The organism is Frigoribacterium sp. CFBP9030 (assembly GCF_034045195.1).
GTDB lineage: Bacteria > Actinomycetota > Actinomycetes > Actinomycetales > Microbacteriaceae > Frigoribacterium.
The window spans coordinates 21,478-40,272 of sequence record NZ_JAXCWG010000002.1 but is presented as its reverse complement, the minus strand read 5'-3'; the positions used below and the strand labels follow the sequence as shown (position 1 = coordinate 40,272).

The window sequence follows — 18,795 nt, the reverse complement described above, 5'->3', positions numbered from 1 at the left end:
GGAGGCCGGAGGCGCCCTTTCGCGTCACCTCGACGCGCCGCACCGGCCCCTAGGGTGGAGCGATGAACGACGTCGAGCTCGCCGAGCACCTCGTCCGCGGCGCAGCGGACCTCGCCATCCGGATGCGCGACGAGGGCGTCGCGTCCGAGCGCAAGACCTCGAACGCCGACCTGGTCAGCGCGGCGGATCGCGCCGCCGAGGAGCTGATCGGCGAGACCCTGGCGCGCGAGCGGCCCGACGACGGGCTGATCGGCGAGGAGGGCGCGGCGTCCGTGTCGCGCGACGGCCGCGCCTGGGTCGCGGACCCGATCGACGGCACGTTCAACTTCCTGTCCCGTCTGGCGTCGTGGTGCAGCGCGGTCGCCCTCGAGGTCGACGGCGTGCTCGCGGTCGGCGCCGTGCACCGCTCTGCGCTCGACGAGACCTGGGTGGCCGACGTCGACGGAACGCGCCTGAACGGTCGTCGTGTCGCACCGCTGGTCGATCGACCCCTCGCGGAGTGCGGCGTGGCCACGTTCGTGAAGTCGGGGGATCTCGGTGACGGAGGGTCCGTGGCGGTCATGGCGCGCCTCCTCGGCTCGTCGGCGACCGTGCGGGTCAGCGGGTCGGGCACCTGCGATCTGGCCGACGTGGCAGCCGGGCGGATCGGGCTGTGGGTGCAGGCCGACTGCGACGACTGGGACTGGCTGCCCGGGCGCGCCCTCGTCGAGGGAGCGGCTGGCAGCACCGAGATCGTCGAGCATCTCGGTCGCCGCTGGCACATCGCCGGTTCGGCCCGGGCCGTCGCCGAGGCCGTCGAGGCTGTGCTCTCCGCGGAGCTCGCGACCGGCGGACGGGCCTGACCGGCGGCCCCGAGGAGGCGCGGCTCGCGTCACCCTGCGGGCGGCCCTGCATCGAAGTGACGCGAAGCGGGCCCTTCGGCGCCCCCGGGCCCCTTTTCGCGTCACTTCGATGCGGGGCTTGCGGCGTCGCGCGGCGGGCCGTGCGTCGAGGTGACCCGAAGGGCAGCCTGCGGAGGCCGGAGGCGCCTTTTCGCGTCACCTCGATGCGCCGCACCGGCCCCGAGGAGGCGCGGCTCGGGTCGCCGCGCGGGGCGGGCGCTACTCCTCGCGGACGACCGCCACGCCCCCGGCGGGCACGACGCCGCGCCCCTCCCACGCGGTCCCGGTCAGCAGGTCGACCCCGGTCGCCTCGACCCAGCCCTCGACGGCGCCGTGGTTGATCGCGAACAGCCACGACGACTCCCCCGCGGCGCGCCGGACGACCTCGACACCGGCCGAGGCGGCGGCCGCCGGCCGCACCCCGCTCTCGTCGAGCAGCCGCTCGAGCAGCTCCCCCAGCCCCTCGGGCTCGAGGTCCGACGCGAGGTACCAGGCCGCTCCCGCTCCGACTGGTCGGCGGGACACCGCGAGCCCGCCGTCGACCCCGTCGGCCACGACGCCGCCGAATCCGCCAGGCACCGCCGCGACCGCAGCACCACCGGCACCCTCGCCGGGAGGCCCCGAGTCGACGGCTCCTCCCACCCGGTACGACGCGACGACCTCGGTCCCGGTGTCGACCGGCGACACGACCTCGGCCCAGCGCCGGGCGCGCCAACCGGTCGAGAGCTCGATGGTCTGCTCGTCGGTCAGCGGCGAGAACTCCTCGCCCCGCACGCCGAGGAGCTCGCGGAAGGCACACGGGTAGCCGCCCGTCCGCACTGTGTTGCTCACGTCGACGATGCCCGAGAACCAGGTGACGAGCACGGTGCCGCCCGCCTCCGCGAAGCGTCGCACCGCGTCGGCGTCGGCGTCCGACACGAGGAACAGCCCCGGCACGACGACCAGGTCGTAGGCCTCGAGCGGATGCCAGGCCGGCACGACGTCGACCGTCACGCCGCGCTCGAACAGTGCGGTGTGGATCGCCCGCGCCGTCGCCGCGTAATCGGGCCGGTTGATCGGCTTCAGACCGCTCTTCAGCGCCCACCCGGCCTCGTCGTCGTGCAGCAGCGCGACCCGGGCGCCGACGACCACGCTCCCCCGCACCTCGCGCAGCGCCTCGAGATGCCGCCCCAGGCGCGTGATCTCGGCGAACCGACGCGACGACGGACCGGCGTGCGGCAGCATCGCCGAGTGGAACTGCTCGGTGCCCGACCTCGACGCCCGCCACTGGAAGAACATCACGCTGTCCGACCCGCGCGCCAGGTGCGCGATCGCATGCCGGATCATCTCGCCCGGCGCCTTCGGCTGGTTGATCGGGTGCCAGCTCGCCGCCCCCGCCGCGTGCTCCATGAGCATCCACGGGCCGCCGCCCGAGATGCCGCGCATGCGGTCCCCGCTGAAGGCGAGCTCCTCGTGCCGCAGCGGATCGGGGCCGTAGGTGTAGTGGTCGTTCGCGGCGATGTCGACCTCGGGCGCCCAGCGCGCGTAGTCGACGACGTCGGGCCCCAGCCCGACCATGAAGTTCGTCGTCACCGGCAGCTCGGGCGTCACGCTCTTCAGCACCGCCTTCTCGGCCCGGTAGCACTCGAGCAGCGCGTCGGACGAGAAGCGCTCGTAGTCGAGCAGCTGCCCGGGGTTGTGGGCCGTGACGCCGCTCGGCGTCGTGACCTCGTCGAACGACGAGTAGCTGTTGCCCCAGAACGCCATGCCCCACGCGGTGTTCAGCGCGTCGACCGACCCGTGGCGCGCCTCCACCCAGCGACGGAACGCCTCGTTCGACACCGGGCAGTGGCAGCGGGCGTTGCCGCCGCCGAGCTCGTTGCCGACGTGCCACATCCGCACGGCGGGGTGCCCGGCGACGTGCTCGGCGAGCGCCTCGACGATGCGCAGCGCGAAGCGGCGGAACGTCGGCGACGACGGGCAGAAGCCGAGGCGGCCGCCGGGGGCCAGCGGGTGGCCGAGCTCGTCGTGCGGCAGGATCTCGGGGTGCAGCCGGTGCAGCCACATGGGCACGGCGGCCGTCGGGGTGGCGAGGTCGACCGCGATGCCGTTCTCGTGCAGCAGGTCGAGCATCCGGTCGATCCAGGTGAAGTCGAACACGCCCTCGCGGGGCTCGTGCACCACCCACGAGAAGACACCGAGCGTGACGAGGGTGACCCCCGCCTCGCGCATCAGCCGCATGTCGTCGAGCACGACCTCCCACGGCCACTGCTCGGGGCTGTAGTCGCCGCCGAACGAGAGCCCGTCCGTCGGCCAGGCGAGGCGCGCACCGGCCCCGCGCCCGCCCCCGGCCCCCGCGCCGGCTCCAGCACCGGCACCGCCACCGCCCTCGTCAGACCCGTGCACGCGCCCCGCCCTTCTCGCGGGCCGTCTCCCACGCGCCCGTGTAGTGGTCGAAGCACACCGAGTTGTCGAGGGAGGCGCGGTCGGGGGCGGCCTCGTCCGAGACGATCTTGCCCACGCGCTCGGGATCGGGCGCCGCGAGTGCGAGCAGCTTCGTGTAGTCGTGGTGAGGGTCGAGGATGACGGCGTCGGCGGGCCCGCGCTCGACGACGCGACCGCGGTAGAGCACGAGGATCTCGTCGGAGAAGTGCCGGGCGGTCGCCAGGTCGTGGGTGATGTAGAGCACCGCGAGGTTGTCCTCCCGCTGCAGTCGGCCCATCAGGTTCAGCACGCCGAGGCGGATCGACACGTCGAGCATCGAGACGGGCTCGTCGGCGATGAGCACCTGCGCGCCCGGCGCGAGGGCCCGCGCGATGGCGACGCGCTGCCGCTGCCCGCCCGACAGCTCGTGCGGTCGCCGGGCCGCGATGTCCGCGGCCGGCCTCAGGTTCACGCGCTCGAGCATCTCGAGCACCCGCTCGTGCGTCTGCGCGGCACCGCGGGTGCGCCGGTGGATCTTGAGCGGTCGGGCGACGTGGTGCTCGATCGAGTGGAACGGGTTCAGCGATGCGAACGGGTCCTGGAAGACCATCTGCACGTGCCGTCGGTACAGCGACCCCATGACGGGCGTGCCGTCGTCGAGCTGCACGTCGATGGTGCCCGAGGTGGGCTTCTCGAGCTTGGCGAGCATCCGGGCGATGGTCGACTTGCCCGAGCCGGACTCGCCGACGAGCGCGACGGTGCGACCCGGCAGCAGGTCGAACGAGACGTGGTCGACGGCCCGGAAGGCCTTCCGCGACAGCCCCGAGCCGACCGCGAAGTCCTTGGTCAGGTCGGTGATCTGGATGCTCGTCATCGGAGCCCCTCCTCGAGGTCGTCCGGCGTGGGCAGCACGACGGAGCGGGTGTCGGTGTCGACGGGCGAGCCCTCGTCGACGCCGGTGCGGATGAACGCCCCGCGCGACCCGCTGAGGCTCGGGAACGAGCTGAGCAGCCGGCGCGTGTACGGGTGCTGCGCGTCGGTGTAGATCCGCTGCGCCGTCGACAGCTCGACGATCTCGCCCTGCAGCATCACGGCGATCCGGTCGCTGATCTCGAGCAGCAGCGGCAGGTCGTGCGTGATGAAGATGACGGCGAAGTCGAGCTCGTCGCGCAGGCGGACGATCTCGCGCAGGATGTCGCGTTGCACGACGACGTCGAGCGCCGTGGTGGGCTCGTCCATGATCATGATCTGCGGCTCGAGCAGCATGGCCATGGCGATCATGACGCGCTGCCGCATGCCGCCCGACAGCTCGTGCGGGTACGACGACAGGCGCACGGGGTCGACCCCGACGCGGGTCAGCACCTCGGCGGCCCGCTCGCGGCGCTCCTTCTTCGACATGCCGCGACGATGCGTGATCAGGACGTCCTCCAGCTGGGTCCGCACCGTCGTCACGGGGTTCAGGGCGTTCATCGCGCCCTGGAACACCATCGACAGCTTCGACCAGCGGAACGCCCGCAGCTCCTCCGACTCGAGGGCGAGCAGGTCGACGTCGGTGCCGTCGCGGTCGTGGAACGTCACCGACCCCGTCGCGATGCGCGCCGGCGGCCGGTGCAGCCGGTTGATCGCGTAGGCGAGGGTCGTCTTGCCGCAGCCCGACTCGCCCGCGAGCCCGAGGATCTCCCCCGGTCCGAGGGTGAGGCTGGCCGACTTCACGGCGGTGACCGGGTTCTCGACCTCGTAGACGACGGTGAGGTCGTCGATGGTGAGCACGGCGTCGCGGCGGGTGCGCGTGCTCGACGCGACCGGCGCCTCCTGGGTGGGGGTCATCGTGCTGCCTTCCGGGCCCGACGCGCCTGCTTGCGGTGCAGTCGGACGTTCTTGAGCTTGGGGTTGATGATCTCGTCGATCGAGAAGTTGATCAGCGAGAGGCCGGTGCCGAACAGGGCGATGATCAGACCGGGAGGGCCGAACCACCACCAGGCGCCGAGCGGCAGCGCGAAGCCGTTCTGGGCGTAGAACAGCATCGTGCCGAGGGTCGACGAGTTCGACGCCCCGAGCCCGAGGAACGACAGCCCCGCCTCGCCGAGGATCGCCGCGATCACCGCGAAGACGAACTGCGACGCGAGCACCGGCAGCAGGTTCGGCAGGATCTCCACCGTGATGACCCGCCACGGCCGCTCGCCCGCGACCCGCGACGCGGCCACGTAGTCGCGCGACCGGATCGACAGGGTCTGCGCCCGCAGCACGCGGGACGACGCGGCCCAGCCGGTGATGGCGAGCACGACGCCGATCGTCCACAGCCCGCGCTGCTCCTGCGGCACGAAGCCCGAGATCACGATGACGAGCGGCAGTCCGGGGATCACCAGGAACACGTTCGAGAACAACGAGAACGCCTCGTCGGTGAACCCGCCGATGTACGCGCCGAGGATCCCGAAGAACGCCGACAGCGCCGTCGCGAGCACGCCCACGATCAGCCCGATCTGCAGCGAGCCCCTGGTCGCCCAGGCCAGCTGCGCGAAGACGTCCTGCCCGGTCTGGGTGGTGCCGAGGAGGTGCTGGGCCGACGGTCCCGTCAGTCCGATGTCGCGGATGGCCGCCGGGTCGCCGACGAAGAACGGGCCGACGACGCCGAACAGCACGATCACGCCGATCAGGGCGAGGCCGGTGGCGAGCCACGGCGTCATGGTCGGCAGCATCAGCCGCCAGGGCGAGCGGGGCGGCTTGCCGCTGTCGGCGGACGCCGACGCGAGCTCGGCGGTCGGATCCGCGACCGCGGCCTCCGTGAGGGGCGCGACGTTCGTCATGAGTCATCTCCGAGATCGGCCTGCAGGAGGCGCGGTGTCTGTGTCCGGGAGCGGCCCACCCGGGTGGGTCGCGCCTCCTGGGCTCCGGTCCGTGCGCCGCGCATCAGCTGCGGGCCCGGGTGCGGGGGTCGATGATCCCGTAGAACAGGTCGACCACGAGGTTGGCGCCGAGCACGGCCAGCGTGATGAACAGGAAGATGCCCTGCATCAGCGCGTAGTCGTTGTTCGTCACGGCCGAGAGGAGCTTGCCGCCGATGCCCGGGTACGAGAACACCTGCTCGGTGACGATCGACCCCGATACGACGAAGCCGAGCGAGATGGCGAACCCGGCGACGCTCGGCAGCACCGCGTTGCGGGCGGCGTAGCCCCGCAGGATGCGCCCCTGGCTGAGTCCCTTGGCCTGCGCCGTGAGGATGTAGTCCTCCGAGAGGGTCGACACCATCATGTTCCGCATGCCGAGCAGCCAGCCGCCGAGCGACGCGATCACGATGGTGAGCGCCGGCAGGAACCCGTACTCGATCGCCGACGAGATGAACGCCCAGTCCCAGCCCGGGTCGAGGACGACGTCGTAGCCGCCCTGCGAGGGGAACAGCCGCATCGACGTGGCGAGCACGTAGACGAGGATCAGCGCGAGCCAGAAGTACGGCACGGCCGCGAGCAGCGTCGTCGCCGGCACGAGCGAGTCGAGCCAGGTGCCCGGCTTCCAGCCGACGAAGGCGCCGAGCAGGACGCCGAGGGCGGCGCCGATCACGGTGGCGATGCCGACGAGCATGATCGTCCACGGCAGCGACCCCGCGATGACCTCGCTGACCGGTGCCGGGAAGTAGCTCACCGAGACCCCGAGGTCGCCGCGGAGGATGTTGATCAGGTAGTTCCAGTACTGCACGGGCAGCGGCTCGGACGAGTCGCCGCCGAGGAGGAGCGTGTAGGCCTCCCGGGTGTCCGCCGTCACCACGCCGCCACGCTGCTGCAGCTTGGCCAGCAGGATGTCGACGGGGTTGCCCGGCAGCAGCCGCGGGATCATGAAGTTCAGGGTCAACGCCGCCCACAGCGCGATGGCGTAGAAGCCCAGCTTCCTGACGAAGTAGTTCACGACCCCTCACCCGGCCTCGACGTCGTCTCGGGGGCCGCCGTCTCCTCCTCGGTCACGACGATCGCCTACTCGCCCGTGGGCTTCAGGTTCTTGAAGACCTGAGCGTTGTCGGGCGAGGCCCAGATCGCGGGGAACGCGTACAGGTCGTCCATCGTGGGCCAGCCGGTGAACTTCGACGAGTGGAACTCGCTCGTCGTGCCGCCGGTCATGACGGGGATGTAGGGCATGTCCTCGACGATCGCGGCCTGGATGACGTCGAACTGCACCTGACGGGCCGCGGTGTCGGCCGGGTCGACGGCCTTCAGCTCGGCGAGTGCGGCGTCGACGGCGGGGTCGCTGAAGCGCGCCATGTTCGTCGGGGCGGCCTCGCCGACCTCTGCCGTGTAGGCGGTGTTGAAGTACTGGTCGTAGAGGTAGAACGGGTCGGACGCGGGGCCCTGGCCGAGCGAGTCGATCGCGAGCTGGTAGTTGCCCTTGCTCTTCTTGTCGGTCCACTCGTTCCACGACGACTGCGAGGCGGTGAGCTCGATGCCGGCGGCCTTCAGCTGCTGACCCATGGTGTCGATGGCGGTGATGTAGTCGGTCCAGCCGGTGACGACCTCGACCGTGAGCTTCAGCGGCTCGCCGTCCTTCGCGTACACGCCGTCTCCGCCCTTGGTGTATCCGGCCTCCTCGAGCAGCTCGCCGCTCTTGTCGAGGTCGGGGGCCGAGGGCGCGACGGGCTCGGCGACGTCGGCCGAGATGAGGTCCTCCTGCGTCGAGGTGAGCGCGAACGTGGGCGAGATCTCGCTGGCGGTGTTCTGGAACGCGAGCGAGTTCACCTGATCGCGGTTCAGCGCGTAGTAGATGGCCTGGCGGACGGCCGGGTCGGTCTGCGGGCCCTCGCAGCCGAGCTCGACGCTCGAGCAGGTGAGCAGGGCGACCTGGTTCTGCGGGATGGTGACGGCGTCGTAGCCGGGGTAGTTCTCGGAGACGTTCTCCATGTCGGGCACGGGCCCGGTCTGCCAGTCGATGGTGCCCGCGGCGAGCGCGTCGGCGCCGGCCGTGTTGCCCGACAGCGACAGGTAGCGGACCTTCTTCACCTCGGGCTCGCCGCCCCAGTAGTCGGGGTTCGAGGCGAGCGTGAACGCCTGCGCCTTGAAGTCGTCGAGCGTGAACGCGCCGGTGCCGACGGGCTCGGCCATGACGTCGGTGGTGGGGTCGATGCCCGACCAGAGGTGCTCGGGCACGATCGGCGTGCGGCCGAGCAGGGTGGGGCCGGCGACGAACGCGGGCTTGCTCCAGGTGAAGACGACGTGGGTGTCGTCGGTCGCCGTGACGGTGCCGTCGAAGCCGCTGGTGTTCAGCGACGGGGTGTCGAGCAGCATCTGGAAGGTGAAGGCGACGTCGTTGGCGGTGAAGGGCTCGCCGTCGCTCCAGGTGGCGTCGTCGCGGAGGGTGACGGCCAGCTCGGTGCCGGCCTCGTTCCAGGCGTACTCGGTGCCGAGCAGGGGCTCGTAGGCCTCGGTGTTGACGTTCGTGACGAAGAACAGCGACTCGTAGATCGCGCCGATGCCGCCGATGCTCGAGGGCGAGTACGGGTTGAAGTTGATCTGGTAGTCGCCGGCCTGACCGGTGTAGACGACCAGGGTGTCGGAGGGGGTGGAGCTCGAGTTGGAGCCGCCGGCGGAGCAGCCGGTGAGGACGAGCGCGAGGGAGGCGGCGGCCGCGGCCCCCAGGACCCATCGGGGGCGGACGGGCCGGTGGCCGGTCGAAGCACGGAGGAACATCGTCGATCCTTTCGCTGCACCGCCGCGGGCTGCCCTGGGCGGTGCTGACATCGTTGTCACAGGGCGTCGTCGCCCCGATGGCCCATTGTTACCCCACTAAATAAAGCTAGTCAAGTTTCTCGTGCGTCCTGTGCTTCGGCGGGTTCCCGTCATCGGCGGCGGGTCAGCGCTGACCCGCCACGGATGACGGGAACCCGCCGCACCCTCCGCGCGAAACTCCTTCGCGCTAAACCCCTCCGGGCACGCCGAAGGGCCGCGCGGCACGTGCCGCGCGGCCCTGCGCTCGACTCAGAGCGCCGCGACCCCTGCGAGCGCCCCGGCATGCCGCACGACGTCGTCGGCCGCGAAGCGCTCGGGCTCGACCCCGCCGGCCCCCGACACCCGGAACACCGCGCTCTCCCCCGCGAGCAGCGTCACCAGACCCCGGTCGACCGTGGCCCGGGGTGCGGCCCGGTCGACGAGCAGCGTGACGTCGCGGGCGTACGCCGACGCCGTCACGGTGACGAGCACGTCGCCGTCCGAGTCGTCCGACAGCACGGCCGTCGCCGTGACCGCCCCCGGATCCAGTCGCTGCCCCACGACCTCGGCGGCGTTCCAGACGGCGCGCCCGGCCCCGAACCCGTCGAGGTCGACGACGAGCACCTCGGTGGCCGGGTCGAGGCCGGCGACCAGTTCGGCCGGCAGCAGCGTCGGCGACGCGCCCCGCGCATCCACGGCCACCGGCACGTCGACGGCCACCCGGCCCGCACCAGCACCAGCACCAGCACCCGAGTCGCGCTCGAGCGGCACGACCCGCACGCGCGCCACCCCCAGCCACTCGGCGGCCGTGTCGTTCAGCAGCACCAGCGACAGGCCGGAGGCGCGGGGCTGGATCGTCGCCAGCCGCGGTTCGTAGGCGGCCCGCAGCGCGAACCAGAGCGGCTTGCGGTGCTCGTCGAAGTCGACGGCGGCCCACGAGACGACGGGCCAGTCGTCGTTCAGCTGCCAGACGATGGTGCCGGTGTTGAGCGGTGCCAGCGACCGGAAGTGCTCGACGCCGAATCGGATGGCCGCCGCCTGGTTCAGCTGCGTCGCCCAGTGCCACTCGTCGATGGTGGTCGGCGTCGGCAGGTGCCCCCGCAGCCCGCGTTCGAGCTTGAGGTTGCCGTCTTCGGCCTTCTGGTGCACGAGCATCTCGTGGCCGTAGGGCTCCATCGGCTCGTCGTGCACGACCGCGGCGAGCGTCGACCAGGCGGGCGGCCCCTGGAACCCGAACTCCGAGACGAAGCGAGCCGGGTACTCGGCGTAGGCGGTGTAGTCGCGGTCGTTCCAGACGTCCCAGATGTGCATGGTGCCGTGCCGGTGGTCGTTCGGGTGCAGGTAGTCGCCGAACGAGTACGGGCTGCCGGGCGAGTACGGGCGGGTGCCGTCGAGCTCGGCGACGAGGCGCGGCAGCAGGGTGCGGTAGTACCCGTCGCCCCAGGTGCGCCCGGCCAGCGCGGCACGCCAGCCCCATTCGACGAAGCCCCAGATGTTCTCGTTGTTGCCGTTCCAGATCGCGAGCGACGCGTGGCGGCTCAGCCGCGTGATCGCCTCGCGCGCCTCCGCCTCGACCTCACCCGCCAGCCAGTCCTCCTCGGCGTAGGCGGCGCACGCGAACAGGAAGTCCTGCCAGACGAGCACCCCGACCTCGTCGCAGGCGCCGTAGAAGTCGTGCGACTCGTAGATGCCGCCGCCCCACACGCGCAGCAGGTTCATGTTCGCGTCGACGGCGTCGGCGACCCGGCGACGGTACCGGGCGGCGTCCATCTCGGTGAGGAACGCGTGGTCGGGGATCCAGTTCGCCCCGCGGATCTGCACGACCTCGCCGTTGACCGACACCGTGAACGGCGTGCCGTGGGCGTCGGGTGCGGTGTCGAGGGTCACGGTGCGGAAGCCGACCCGCGCCTCCCACGGCTCGTCGGGCGAGGTGCTCAGCGTGACGCTGACGGGGTAGAGCGGCTGGGCGCCGTGACCGCGCGGCCACCAGAGCTCGGCGTCGGGCACGACCAGTCGCAGCCGCGCCGAGGCCTCCCCCGCCGTCACGGCCGAGGAGGCGCGGTGCCCGTCGACCACGACGGTCACCTCGGTCGACCCGCCGCCCGCACCCTCGCCGCCCGCCCACTCGAGCTCGACGTGCGCGTCGAGCACGCCGCCCTCGTCGGTGACGTCGACGAGCGGCCGGACCGACGCGATCCGCACCCCCGACCAGCTGTCGAGGCCGATCGGCTTCCAGATGCCGCTGGTCGCGACGTCGATGCCCCAGTCCCAGCCGAAGTTGCTGGCCGACTTCCGCAGCATGTTGAAGGGGTGGTGGTTGACGTGCGGGAGGGCGCCATGCCGCTCGACCCGCGCCTCCACCTCGGTGACGGGGGCGGCGAACGTGATGGTGAGGCGGTTCGCCCCGGCGACCAGCGCCTCCTTCACGTCGAACCGGTAGCTGCGGTGCTGGTTCTCGGTCTCGGCGACGAGCACCCCGTTGAGCTCGACGCGGGCGACGGTGTCGAGGCCCTCGGCGACGAGATCGTGGCGGTCGGAGCCGTCGTCGCTCCAGTCGAAGACCGTCGAGTAGCGCCAGACGGTGCTGCCGATCCACTGCTGGGCGGCCTCGGCGTCGCCGTCGAACGGGTCGGTGATGAGACCGGCGGCCAGCAGGTCGGTGTGGGCGCAGCCGGGCACGGTCGCTGGGAGGCGCGTGCCGGCCAGGCGGGCGGCGAGGTCGTCGGGGACGGGGCCGGAGACGGCCTCGAGTGTCCAGCCGTCGTGGAGGGGTGAGAAGACCATGGGTGCCCTTGCTAGGAGAGGTTCGGACGTCGGTGTCGCGCGCTCGCACTTTGTCAATCGACTTTATTAAGCCGTGCAGAGCCTACGATATCGCCAGGAGGTACGACATGGTCAACCCGCGTCCGCTGTTGGCGGTGCCCACGAGCCGAGCGCTCGCGTTCGACCTGATCCGCTCGCAGGGGCCGATCAGTCGAGTCGAGCTCGCCGAGTCCACCGGCCTCACTCAGGCGACCATGTCGAACGTGGTGCGCCAGCTGCTGCTCGACGGACTCGTCGTCGAGTCGGGGCGTCGCGAGTCGACCGGCGGCAAGCCCCGTGTGCTGCTGACCATCGACCCACGAGCACGGTATGCCCTCGGGGTGCAGCTCGGGGCGGACTTCGTGACGGTGGTGTTGACGGATCTCGGCGGCGCCCTCGTGGGGAGGAGCCGCGTCGCCGGCGTCTGGGGGCAGTCGCCCGAGTCGGCCGTCGCGTGGATCGCCTCGACGGTCTCGGCCTTCCTGGCATCGATCGGCGTCGAGGCCGACCGGGTGACCGGTCTCGGCCTCGTGACGCCCGGGCCGATCGATCTGACGACGGGCAGCATCCTGGGCGCGCCGCCGTTCGAGGAATGGGCCGGTTTTCCGCTGCGAGAGGCGACGGCCGAGGCGACGGGTTTCGCGGTGATCCTCGACAACGACGCGACGGCTGCGGCGATCGGCGAGTTCTGGGGCGGTGCCGTCGGCGACAGCGCGGCGCACTGCACCGTGTACTTCGGGGCGGGGATCGGCGCCGGGATCGTGCTCGACGGGGCGATCTACCGGGGGGCGAGCTCGAACGCCGGCGAGCTCGGGCAGATGCGGTACCGGGGGCCGGGGCCGGTGGCGCACCGGGTGTCGGCCGAGCAGCTCGCCGGGCCGGTGAGCGTGGCGCTCGGGGCGCGGGCGGCGGTGGCGGCGGGGCGGGCGACGAGTCTGGTGCTGACCGACAACGAGGATCCCTTCGCCGACTTCACGCTGGTCGCCGAGGCGGCGGTCGAGGGCGATGCGCTGGCCGTCGAGCTGATCACCGAGTCGGCGGACCACCTGGCGAACGCGGTCGTGTCGATGGCGAACCTGCTCGATCTCGACTCGGTGGTGCTCGCCGGGCCGTCGCTGACGACCGCGGGGCCGCTCTATCTCGAGGTGGTGCGGCAGCGGATCGCCGACGACTTCTTCGCCAAGGGGCGGCACCGGGTGAGGGTCGAGCTGTCGGCCTACGTCGCCGATGCGGCTGCTGTAGGAGGCGCGGCGCTGGTCCTGCAGAGAGAGGTCGGGGCGCGTCGTGGGCCGGGTGGTGCGGGCGCGGGTGCTGGTGCTGGTGCTGCGGGTACTGCGCCGGTGTCGCCGGTCTGACCCGCGCCTCCTCGGTGCTCCGGGAGAATTCCGCTCCAGTGGTCAGAAGATGTCCTTCATCGGCGCGAGAAGGACCACTTCCGACCACCGAAGCCCCACGCCAGTCTCAGGGTGGGCAGAAGACGCCCTTCGTCGGCACGCGAAGAGCATCTTCTGACCAACGCCGTCGCGCGCGGGTTCAGTCCGACGCCAGCGCCGACGCCGAGACCGCGGTCGCAGCCTGGTCCGCCCGCCACGCCCCGACGAGCGTGCCGACCAGCATGCAGACGATGCTCACGATGATCGACAGCGCCTCGACGCCCTCGCGGAGCGGCACCGCGACTGGGACGAACGCGGCTCCCACGGCGAGCGCGCAGCCGATCGTGACGGGCACGAGGGCGGCGCGGTGCCCGGCGCGCCAGGTCTCGGGCGACTCCATCACGTGGCGGAACCGGATGCCGGCGAGCTGGTTCACGCCGAGGCGTCCGCGGGCGGCGGCGAGCGTGGTGCCGAAGATGACGGCGCACCCGGCGAGGACGATGAACGGCACGACGAGGGGCATCCCTCCACGCTAGGTCACGGTCGGCGCGCCCGCATCCGTCGAGTGTCGTCCACGGGGTGACCCTGGTGACCCGCGCCGCCCCGGCAGGAGGTGCGGTGCGGCCCGGACTCACCGCTCACACCCCCACAAGGAGGCGCGGCGCCGGTCTCACCTGCGCCCCTAGTGTGGAGGAATGATCAAGTCCGAGAAGACCCTGCTCGTGTACGCCGTCGTCGGGCTGGTGTTCGGCGCCGTGCTGCTCGTCTTCGGGCAGCCGATGGGCTGGTTGCTGCTGGTCGGCGGTCTCGGGCAGTTCGGCTTCATCTTCTACCTGAAGCGCAAGCGGCAGGAGGCCGAGGCGGCTAACGTCGCGCCCGCCGCCTCCGTCGCACCCGCGGGTCGGGTCACGCAGACCGCGGCCGCCGACGCCGGGACGGACGCCACGGACTCCCCTGACGCCTCGGTCTCGCGCTGACCGGAGTCGCATTCGAGCTATAACGCATGGAGACGTAAGAGCGAATCCGCGAAGCCCCACCTGTCGCCGATACGTCCCTCCCCGACGACCCCGCCGGCGCGGGCACGCGTACCGTACCCGCGCCTCCTGCTCGCTCGGAGGTCGGCCGTGTTCCGTCCCTGAGGACGACCTCACTGCACCCTGCGGACGACGCCCCCGCCGCCGGTTCTGCCTAGCGTCGAACCATGGCCCTCACCCACGCTCCCGCAGCCGCCGCCAGCACGCCCGCCCGGGCCGAGCCGCAGCGCCGCCGCTCGACGCTGATGTCGCTGCTCCCCTGGACGACGGCCTGGGGAGGCGCGGCCGCGTTCTGCCTCATCCCCATCGGCTTCGTCCTGTTCTCGGTGATCGTGGAGCAGTCGGCAGAGGGGCTCGCGGCACTCGCGATGGTCTTCCCCGTCATGCTCGGCGGGGCGGTCGCCCTCTGGTTCTACGGCCTCGTCGCCGGCCTGCTCGCCGGCCTCCCCGACTGGCTGCTGCGCCGCCGCCCGCGCCTGCGGCCGCTCGGCGCAGCGCTCGCCGTCGTCATCCTCACCGTGCTGGTCGCGGCACCCTGGGTCGTGGCGAACAGCCGAGTCCTCGACCTGCCCCTGACGGCGCCGACGACCCTGACGTCGACCGCGATCATCGCGGGGGCGACCGCACTGGCCACGCTGGTGGTCGTCCTGCTGCACGGGAGGCGCCAGCGCCGCCTCGAACGCGACTCGACTGGTCAGAAGATGTCCTTGCAGCACGCCTGAAGGACACTTTCTGACCACTCGAGGGCGGCGGCAGCACCGACGCCGACCACCGACACCGACCCCGACCCCGCGCAGCGATCACCCCGAGGTCCGCACCTGCCGCACGTACCGGTACACCGTCGGCTCCGACACGCGCAGCGCCACGGCCACCTGCGCCACGGCCCCCTTCAGCAGGAACACCCCCGCCCGCTCGATCTCGCGCACGGTCGCGATCTTCTCCTCGGGTGTCATGCGCTGCGGGTCGACTCCCCGTGCCGCCACGATGCGCGCGACCCCGTCGAGCGCGAGCTCGTCGACGTTCATGCTCAGCCGCTCCGCGACCAGGGCGGGCGACTGACCGGCGTCACCCGCCCCTCCTCGGCTGGCGCCCTTGACCAGCTCGGTCGTCGCCGTGATCGCCTCGAGCAGATCGCGCGCCCGGGTCAGCGGACCGGTGGCCCTGTGGCATCCGCGGCTCATGCGACGCCGACGCAGCCGCCTAGGTGGCTGGCTGAGCTGAAGCGACCGGCGGTGTCGTCGCCCGTCAGGTCACGGGATCGGAGCGACGACGTCCCAGCTCGCGGAGTACTCGAGCAGGAACATCGTCACATCCCGGCCGGGTCGGAAGAGGGTGCTGACCCCGAACCGCAGCCCCTGCGCTGGCGGGAGGGAGGCGCTCACCGCGATCCGCTCAGAGTCGCTGACCGGACTGTCGGTCGGTTCGGCGGCGATCTTCTGCTGCAGTTCGCGAACGCTGTCCGTCGGCAGGCCGATCGCCTCGAGTGCTTCCCGGTATGCGGCGACGCCGGCGTCCGCCCCCTCGACGGCGGGAGCGTCGACGCGCAACCCGAATGTGCGTCCCTTGGGCACGAGGACCTCGCCGGTCGTCGGGCTGACGACTCCGTCGGGCGAGTCGAGCAGCTCGAAGACGACCTCGTTCGCGTGCGCGTCGACGGTCTTCCCTCCTGGCAGGAGGAATCGCACAGGGCGGCCACCGCCGCCTGAGGAGCTGTAGGCGCCCACTTCGATGTCCGAGATCGACTCGTCGCTCGTGTCGATGCCGAAGGCCTCGGCGCTGGGTGAGACGGTGAGGTCCCAGACCTCGACGCCGTCTTGGATCGTCATGGCGGTGGGTGCCGGGCCGTCGTGGCTCACGTCGAACTCGCTCACGTCGGGCCGGTCGGATGCACCCGGTGCCGACTCGGCCCCGGGTGCGCACCCGGCGAGCAGTCCCACCGTCGTCGCGACGAGCACGGCGGCGACGAGGCCGCGGGCGCGGGTGCTGGTTCTGGTGCTGCGAGTCATCGCCATTCGAAGTCCCCCGTGATCGACTGGTCAGAACATGTCCTTCGTCGACGCGCGAAGGACATCTTCTAACCACTCGATCCTCCCGCAAAGCGACGCAGCGTACCCACGCGCTTCCGCGACTCGGGCAGAATCACCGGGACGATCAAAGGGGATGCCATGCAGTTCACCATCGACGGCTCGCAGTACGAGCTGACGCAAGAGAGCGTGCGCACAGCTCTCGCTTCCCGCGAGCCCGGGACGATCAACACCTACTCGATCGAAGTCAACGGCCGAGCCTTTCCCGTGAAGCAGGCCCTCGCGGCCGCGACGGGGCTCTCCCATGATGCGTTCCAGTCCCCGCGCGCCCAGAGGATCTTGAGCGCCCTGGGCTTCCCCGTCCACGGCACTCGAGAAGGCAAGGACGAGCAGGCGCCCACATCATCCCGCGCCCGTCGTCAGGCGATAGCCGACGCCGCCCGCCCCGTCCTCGAAACGGGTCTGCACCAACGCCCGTCCGTCTTCGACGGCGCCACCATCACCTGGACGGCCGACACGGCGAGCGCCCTCCGCCGCGCACTAGAGACCTCCGACGCCGAGGGCACCTTCCGCGAGCGCTTGCTCTCCCAACTGGCCGGTCAGACCCGCGCCGTCGTGCTCCTCGCCGCCGAGCTCTGCTTTCTCCAGCGCCTCCCGCTCCTCAACGTCCGAGCCGAGACCAAGCGCAAGCTGCTGCAGGACATCCTCGACGTCCTTGCCGATGGCCTGCAGCTGCCCGACGAGATCGTCGACGCCCTGGCCACGCCCGGCACCTTCCACGGCGGCCAGGGCTTCAACCAGCAGATCCCCCAGCATGTCCAGTGGCTGGCGCACTTCGTCGAGCTCTGGGCACAGCTGCCCGACCAGACGCGTCTCGAGGCCATCGACGATCCGTGGGCGTTCCGCAGCCGCACTCTCGACGTCGAGTCCGACGCGGCGCCGATGCGCAACTCGCTCCTCGCCCTCCTCTGGCCCTCCACTTTCGAGAGCATCGTGTCCACCTCCGACAAGGAGGCCATCCGCGAGGCCTTCGCCGCGGCCTTGCCTGGCAGACGTGATGGCACCGAGCAACATGACGTCGACCGTGACCTCTTAGCGCTTCGCGACCGATTCGACGCCAACGGTGACCTGGACATCGATTGGTATCGGTCTCCCTGGCGGGACGAATGGAGGATGGCCGAGCCGAATCCCCACCGGAGAGGCTGGGTCATGGCCGAAGCACGTCACGGAGAGGCGCTTTCTCTGCGTCGCCAGACGACCCGTCCCAACTTCCATTCCAGTCGGGGATCGATCCGACAGGAGGTGCTCGGCGCCTGGAACGAGCAGCTTCCGATCACCGACCTCCTCGCCCAGATCGACGCCGCCACTGCCTACCTCGTCACGATGCAGGTCGGCGACCAGATCTTCGTCCGCTCGTCGGACGGCATCCGCGTCGGTGAAGTAGGCGACCTCGACCCCATCCGAGAACGCCCAGTCACCTGGCGCGACCCCGTCTCCCCCGCCGACCTCCCCCACGCCGTTCTCGACATCCTCGACAGCAGCCCGACGATCGCCGAGGTCGACTTCCTCATGCCCACTCCTGATCCGCGCCTCGACCTGCCGACCCCGGTGCGCCTCCCTCGCGCCACCCCCGAGTTCGCCGAACGCCTGCACTACGAGAAGACCTGGCTCGACGACGCGATCGACCTGCTCGAGGAGCGTCGCCAGGTGATCTTCTTCGGCCCTCCCGGCACGGGCAAGACGTTCCTCGCGAGGGCACTGGCCGACTTCATCGCACCCGAGGGGGCTATGAAGATCGTGCAGTTCCACCCCTCCTACTCGTACGAGGACTTCTTCGAGGGCTTCCGTCCGACCGTCGACGAGAACGGCACGGCCACATTCCGTCTCGCACCGGGCCCCGTGCGCCTGCTCGCGAAGGCCGCCGCTGAGAACCCCACGGTGCCGCACGTGCTCATCATCGACGAGATCAACCGGGCCAACATCGCCAAGGTCTTCGGCGAGCTCTACCTGCTGCTCGAATACCGCGATGCCGATGTCGCGTTGCTGTACTCGCCCGAAGAGGACTTCCGCCTCCCCGAGAACCTCTTCGTCATCGGCACGATGAACACCGCCGACCGCTCGATCTCGCTCGTCGACGCGGCCATCCGTCGCCGGTTCGCGTTCGTCGAGCTCCACCCCGGGGAAGAGCCCGTGCGGGGCCTCCTCGACCGGTGGTCTTCGGCGAACGACCACGATGTGAGCCGCGGAGCACTCCTCCGTCAGCTGAACGACCGCATCGGCGACCTCGACCGCGACTTCCAGATCGGCCCGTCGTACCTCATGGGTCGATCTGCTCGCACCTCGGCCGGCCTCGCACGCATCTGGGAGCACGACATCCTCCCCCTGCTCGACGAGCACTACTACGGCCGATTCACCCGGCAGGAGGTGCGGGTCCGGTTCGGCCTGACAGCTCTCGTCGCCGACGCGGCCGGCGACCTCGACCCTCTCGACGACACGGGCATCCTCTCCGAGCGGGACGACGCGGCGAGCGAGTGACGCGCCTCGAGCTGCGAGAGAACGGCGGGTGGGCGGCTGCGCCGTTCGAACCGCAGACC

Annotated in this window: 15 protein-coding genes; 5 read left to right on the top strand and 10 right to left on the bottom strand. The window is 71.2% G+C overall.

Annotated features, from left to right (window positions below; translation table 11 throughout):
* The first annotated feature begins 62 nt into the window (after positions 1 to 62).
* Complete coding sequence (locus SOM13_RS02445) at positions 63 to 842, top strand: inositol monophosphatase family protein (protein ID WP_320478818.1); 780 nt, start codon at positions 63 to 65, stop codon at positions 840 to 842.
* Positions 843 to 1,100: 258 nt separating this feature from the next.
* On the opposite strand, the gene SOM13_RS02440 is transcribed toward SOM13_RS02445, so the two are convergent.
* From SOM13_RS02440 to SOM13_RS02410, 7 genes are all read right to left on the bottom strand, one after another.
* Positions 1,101 to 3,266: a beta-galactosidase gene (locus SOM13_RS02440; RefSeq protein ID WP_320478817.1), complete on the bottom strand. Its 2,166-nt coding sequence runs from the start codon at positions 3,264 to 3,266 to the stop codon at positions 1,101 to 1,103.
* The gene (locus SOM13_RS02435) at positions 3,253 to 4,158 is read right to left on the bottom strand and encodes an ABC transporter ATP-binding protein (RefSeq protein ID WP_320477303.1); all 906 of its coding nucleotides are present in this window, start codon (positions 4,156 to 4,158) and stop codon (positions 3,253 to 3,255) included. The genes SOM13_RS02440 and SOM13_RS02435 overlap by 14 nt, the downstream gene beginning before the upstream one ends.
* A complete protein-coding gene (locus SOM13_RS02430) occupies positions 4,155 to 5,111 on the bottom strand; it encodes an ABC transporter ATP-binding protein (protein ID WP_320478816.1) in 957 nt (318 codons plus the stop codon). The genes SOM13_RS02435 and SOM13_RS02430 overlap by 4 nt, the downstream gene beginning before the upstream one ends.
* Complete coding sequence (locus tag SOM13_RS02425; protein ID WP_192060531.1) at positions 5,108 to 6,088, bottom strand: ABC transporter permease; 981 nt, start codon at positions 6,086 to 6,088, stop codon at positions 5,108 to 5,110. The genes SOM13_RS02430 and SOM13_RS02425 overlap by 4 nt, the downstream gene beginning before the upstream one ends.
* A 103-nt stretch (positions 6,089 to 6,191) precedes the next feature.
* The gene (locus SOM13_RS02420) at positions 6,192 to 7,181 is read right to left on the bottom strand and encodes an ABC transporter permease (protein WP_192060532.1); all 990 of its coding nucleotides are present in this window, start codon (positions 7,179 to 7,181) and stop codon (positions 6,192 to 6,194) included.
* Positions 7,182 to 7,246: 65 nt separating this feature from the next.
* Complete coding sequence (locus SOM13_RS02415) at positions 7,247 to 8,950, bottom strand: ABC transporter substrate-binding protein (protein WP_320478815.1); 1,704 nt, start codon at positions 8,948 to 8,950, stop codon at positions 7,247 to 7,249.
* Positions 8,951 to 9,238: 288 nt separating this feature from the next.
* Complete coding sequence (locus tag SOM13_RS02410) at positions 9,239 to 11,752, bottom strand: glycoside hydrolase family 2 protein (RefSeq protein WP_320478814.1); 2,514 nt, start codon at positions 11,750 to 11,752, stop codon at positions 9,239 to 9,241.
* 107 nt (positions 11,753 to 11,859) lie between these two features.
* Here SOM13_RS02410 and SOM13_RS02405 point away from each other — a divergent pair, with 107 nt between their 5' ends.
* Complete coding sequence (locus tag SOM13_RS02405; RefSeq protein WP_320478813.1) at positions 11,860 to 13,125, top strand: ROK family transcriptional regulator; 1,266 nt, start codon at positions 11,860 to 11,862, stop codon at positions 13,123 to 13,125.
* 178 nt (positions 13,126 to 13,303) lie between these two features.
* On the opposite strand, the gene SOM13_RS02400 is transcribed toward SOM13_RS02405, so the two are convergent.
* Positions 13,304 to 13,666 (bottom strand): SdpI family protein, encoded by a 363-nt coding sequence (locus SOM13_RS02400; protein WP_320478812.1) that lies wholly within the window; start codon positions 13,664 to 13,666, stop codon positions 13,304 to 13,306.
* 172 nt (positions 13,667 to 13,838) lie between these two features.
* Here SOM13_RS02400 and SOM13_RS02395 point away from each other — a divergent pair, with 172 nt between their 5' ends.
* Together SOM13_RS02395 and SOM13_RS02390 are read left to right on the top strand one after the other, a co-directional pair.
* Positions 13,839 to 14,120: a hypothetical protein gene (locus SOM13_RS02395; RefSeq protein WP_320478811.1), complete on the top strand. Its 282-nt coding sequence runs from the start codon at positions 13,839 to 13,841 to the stop codon at positions 14,118 to 14,120.
* A 224-nt stretch (positions 14,121 to 14,344) separates the two neighbouring features.
* Entirely contained in the window at positions 14,345 to 14,899 is a 555-nt protein-coding gene (locus tag SOM13_RS02390) for a hypothetical protein (protein ID WP_320478810.1), read from the top strand.
* A gap of 78 nt (positions 14,900 to 14,977) precedes the next feature.
* On the opposite strand, the gene SOM13_RS02385 is transcribed toward SOM13_RS02390, so the two are convergent.
* Together SOM13_RS02385 and SOM13_RS02380 are read right to left on the bottom strand one after the other, a co-directional pair.
* The gene (locus SOM13_RS02385; RefSeq protein WP_320478809.1) at positions 14,978 to 15,358 is read right to left on the bottom strand and encodes a helix-turn-helix domain-containing protein; all 381 of its coding nucleotides are present in this window, start codon (positions 15,356 to 15,358) and stop codon (positions 14,978 to 14,980) included.
* A gap of 69 nt (positions 15,359 to 15,427) precedes the next feature.
* Positions 15,428 to 16,183 (bottom strand): hypothetical protein, encoded by a 756-nt coding sequence (locus tag SOM13_RS02380; RefSeq protein ID WP_320478808.1) that lies wholly within the window; start codon positions 16,181 to 16,183, stop codon positions 15,428 to 15,430.
* A gap of 159 nt (positions 16,184 to 16,342) precedes the next feature.
* On the opposite strand from SOM13_RS02380, the gene SOM13_RS02375 reads away from it, so the two are divergent.
* Positions 16,343 to 18,736 (top strand): McrB family protein, encoded by a 2,394-nt coding sequence (locus SOM13_RS02375; RefSeq protein WP_320478807.1) that lies wholly within the window; start codon positions 16,343 to 16,345, stop codon positions 18,734 to 18,736.
* Positions 18,737 to 18,795: the final 59 nt, after the last annotated feature.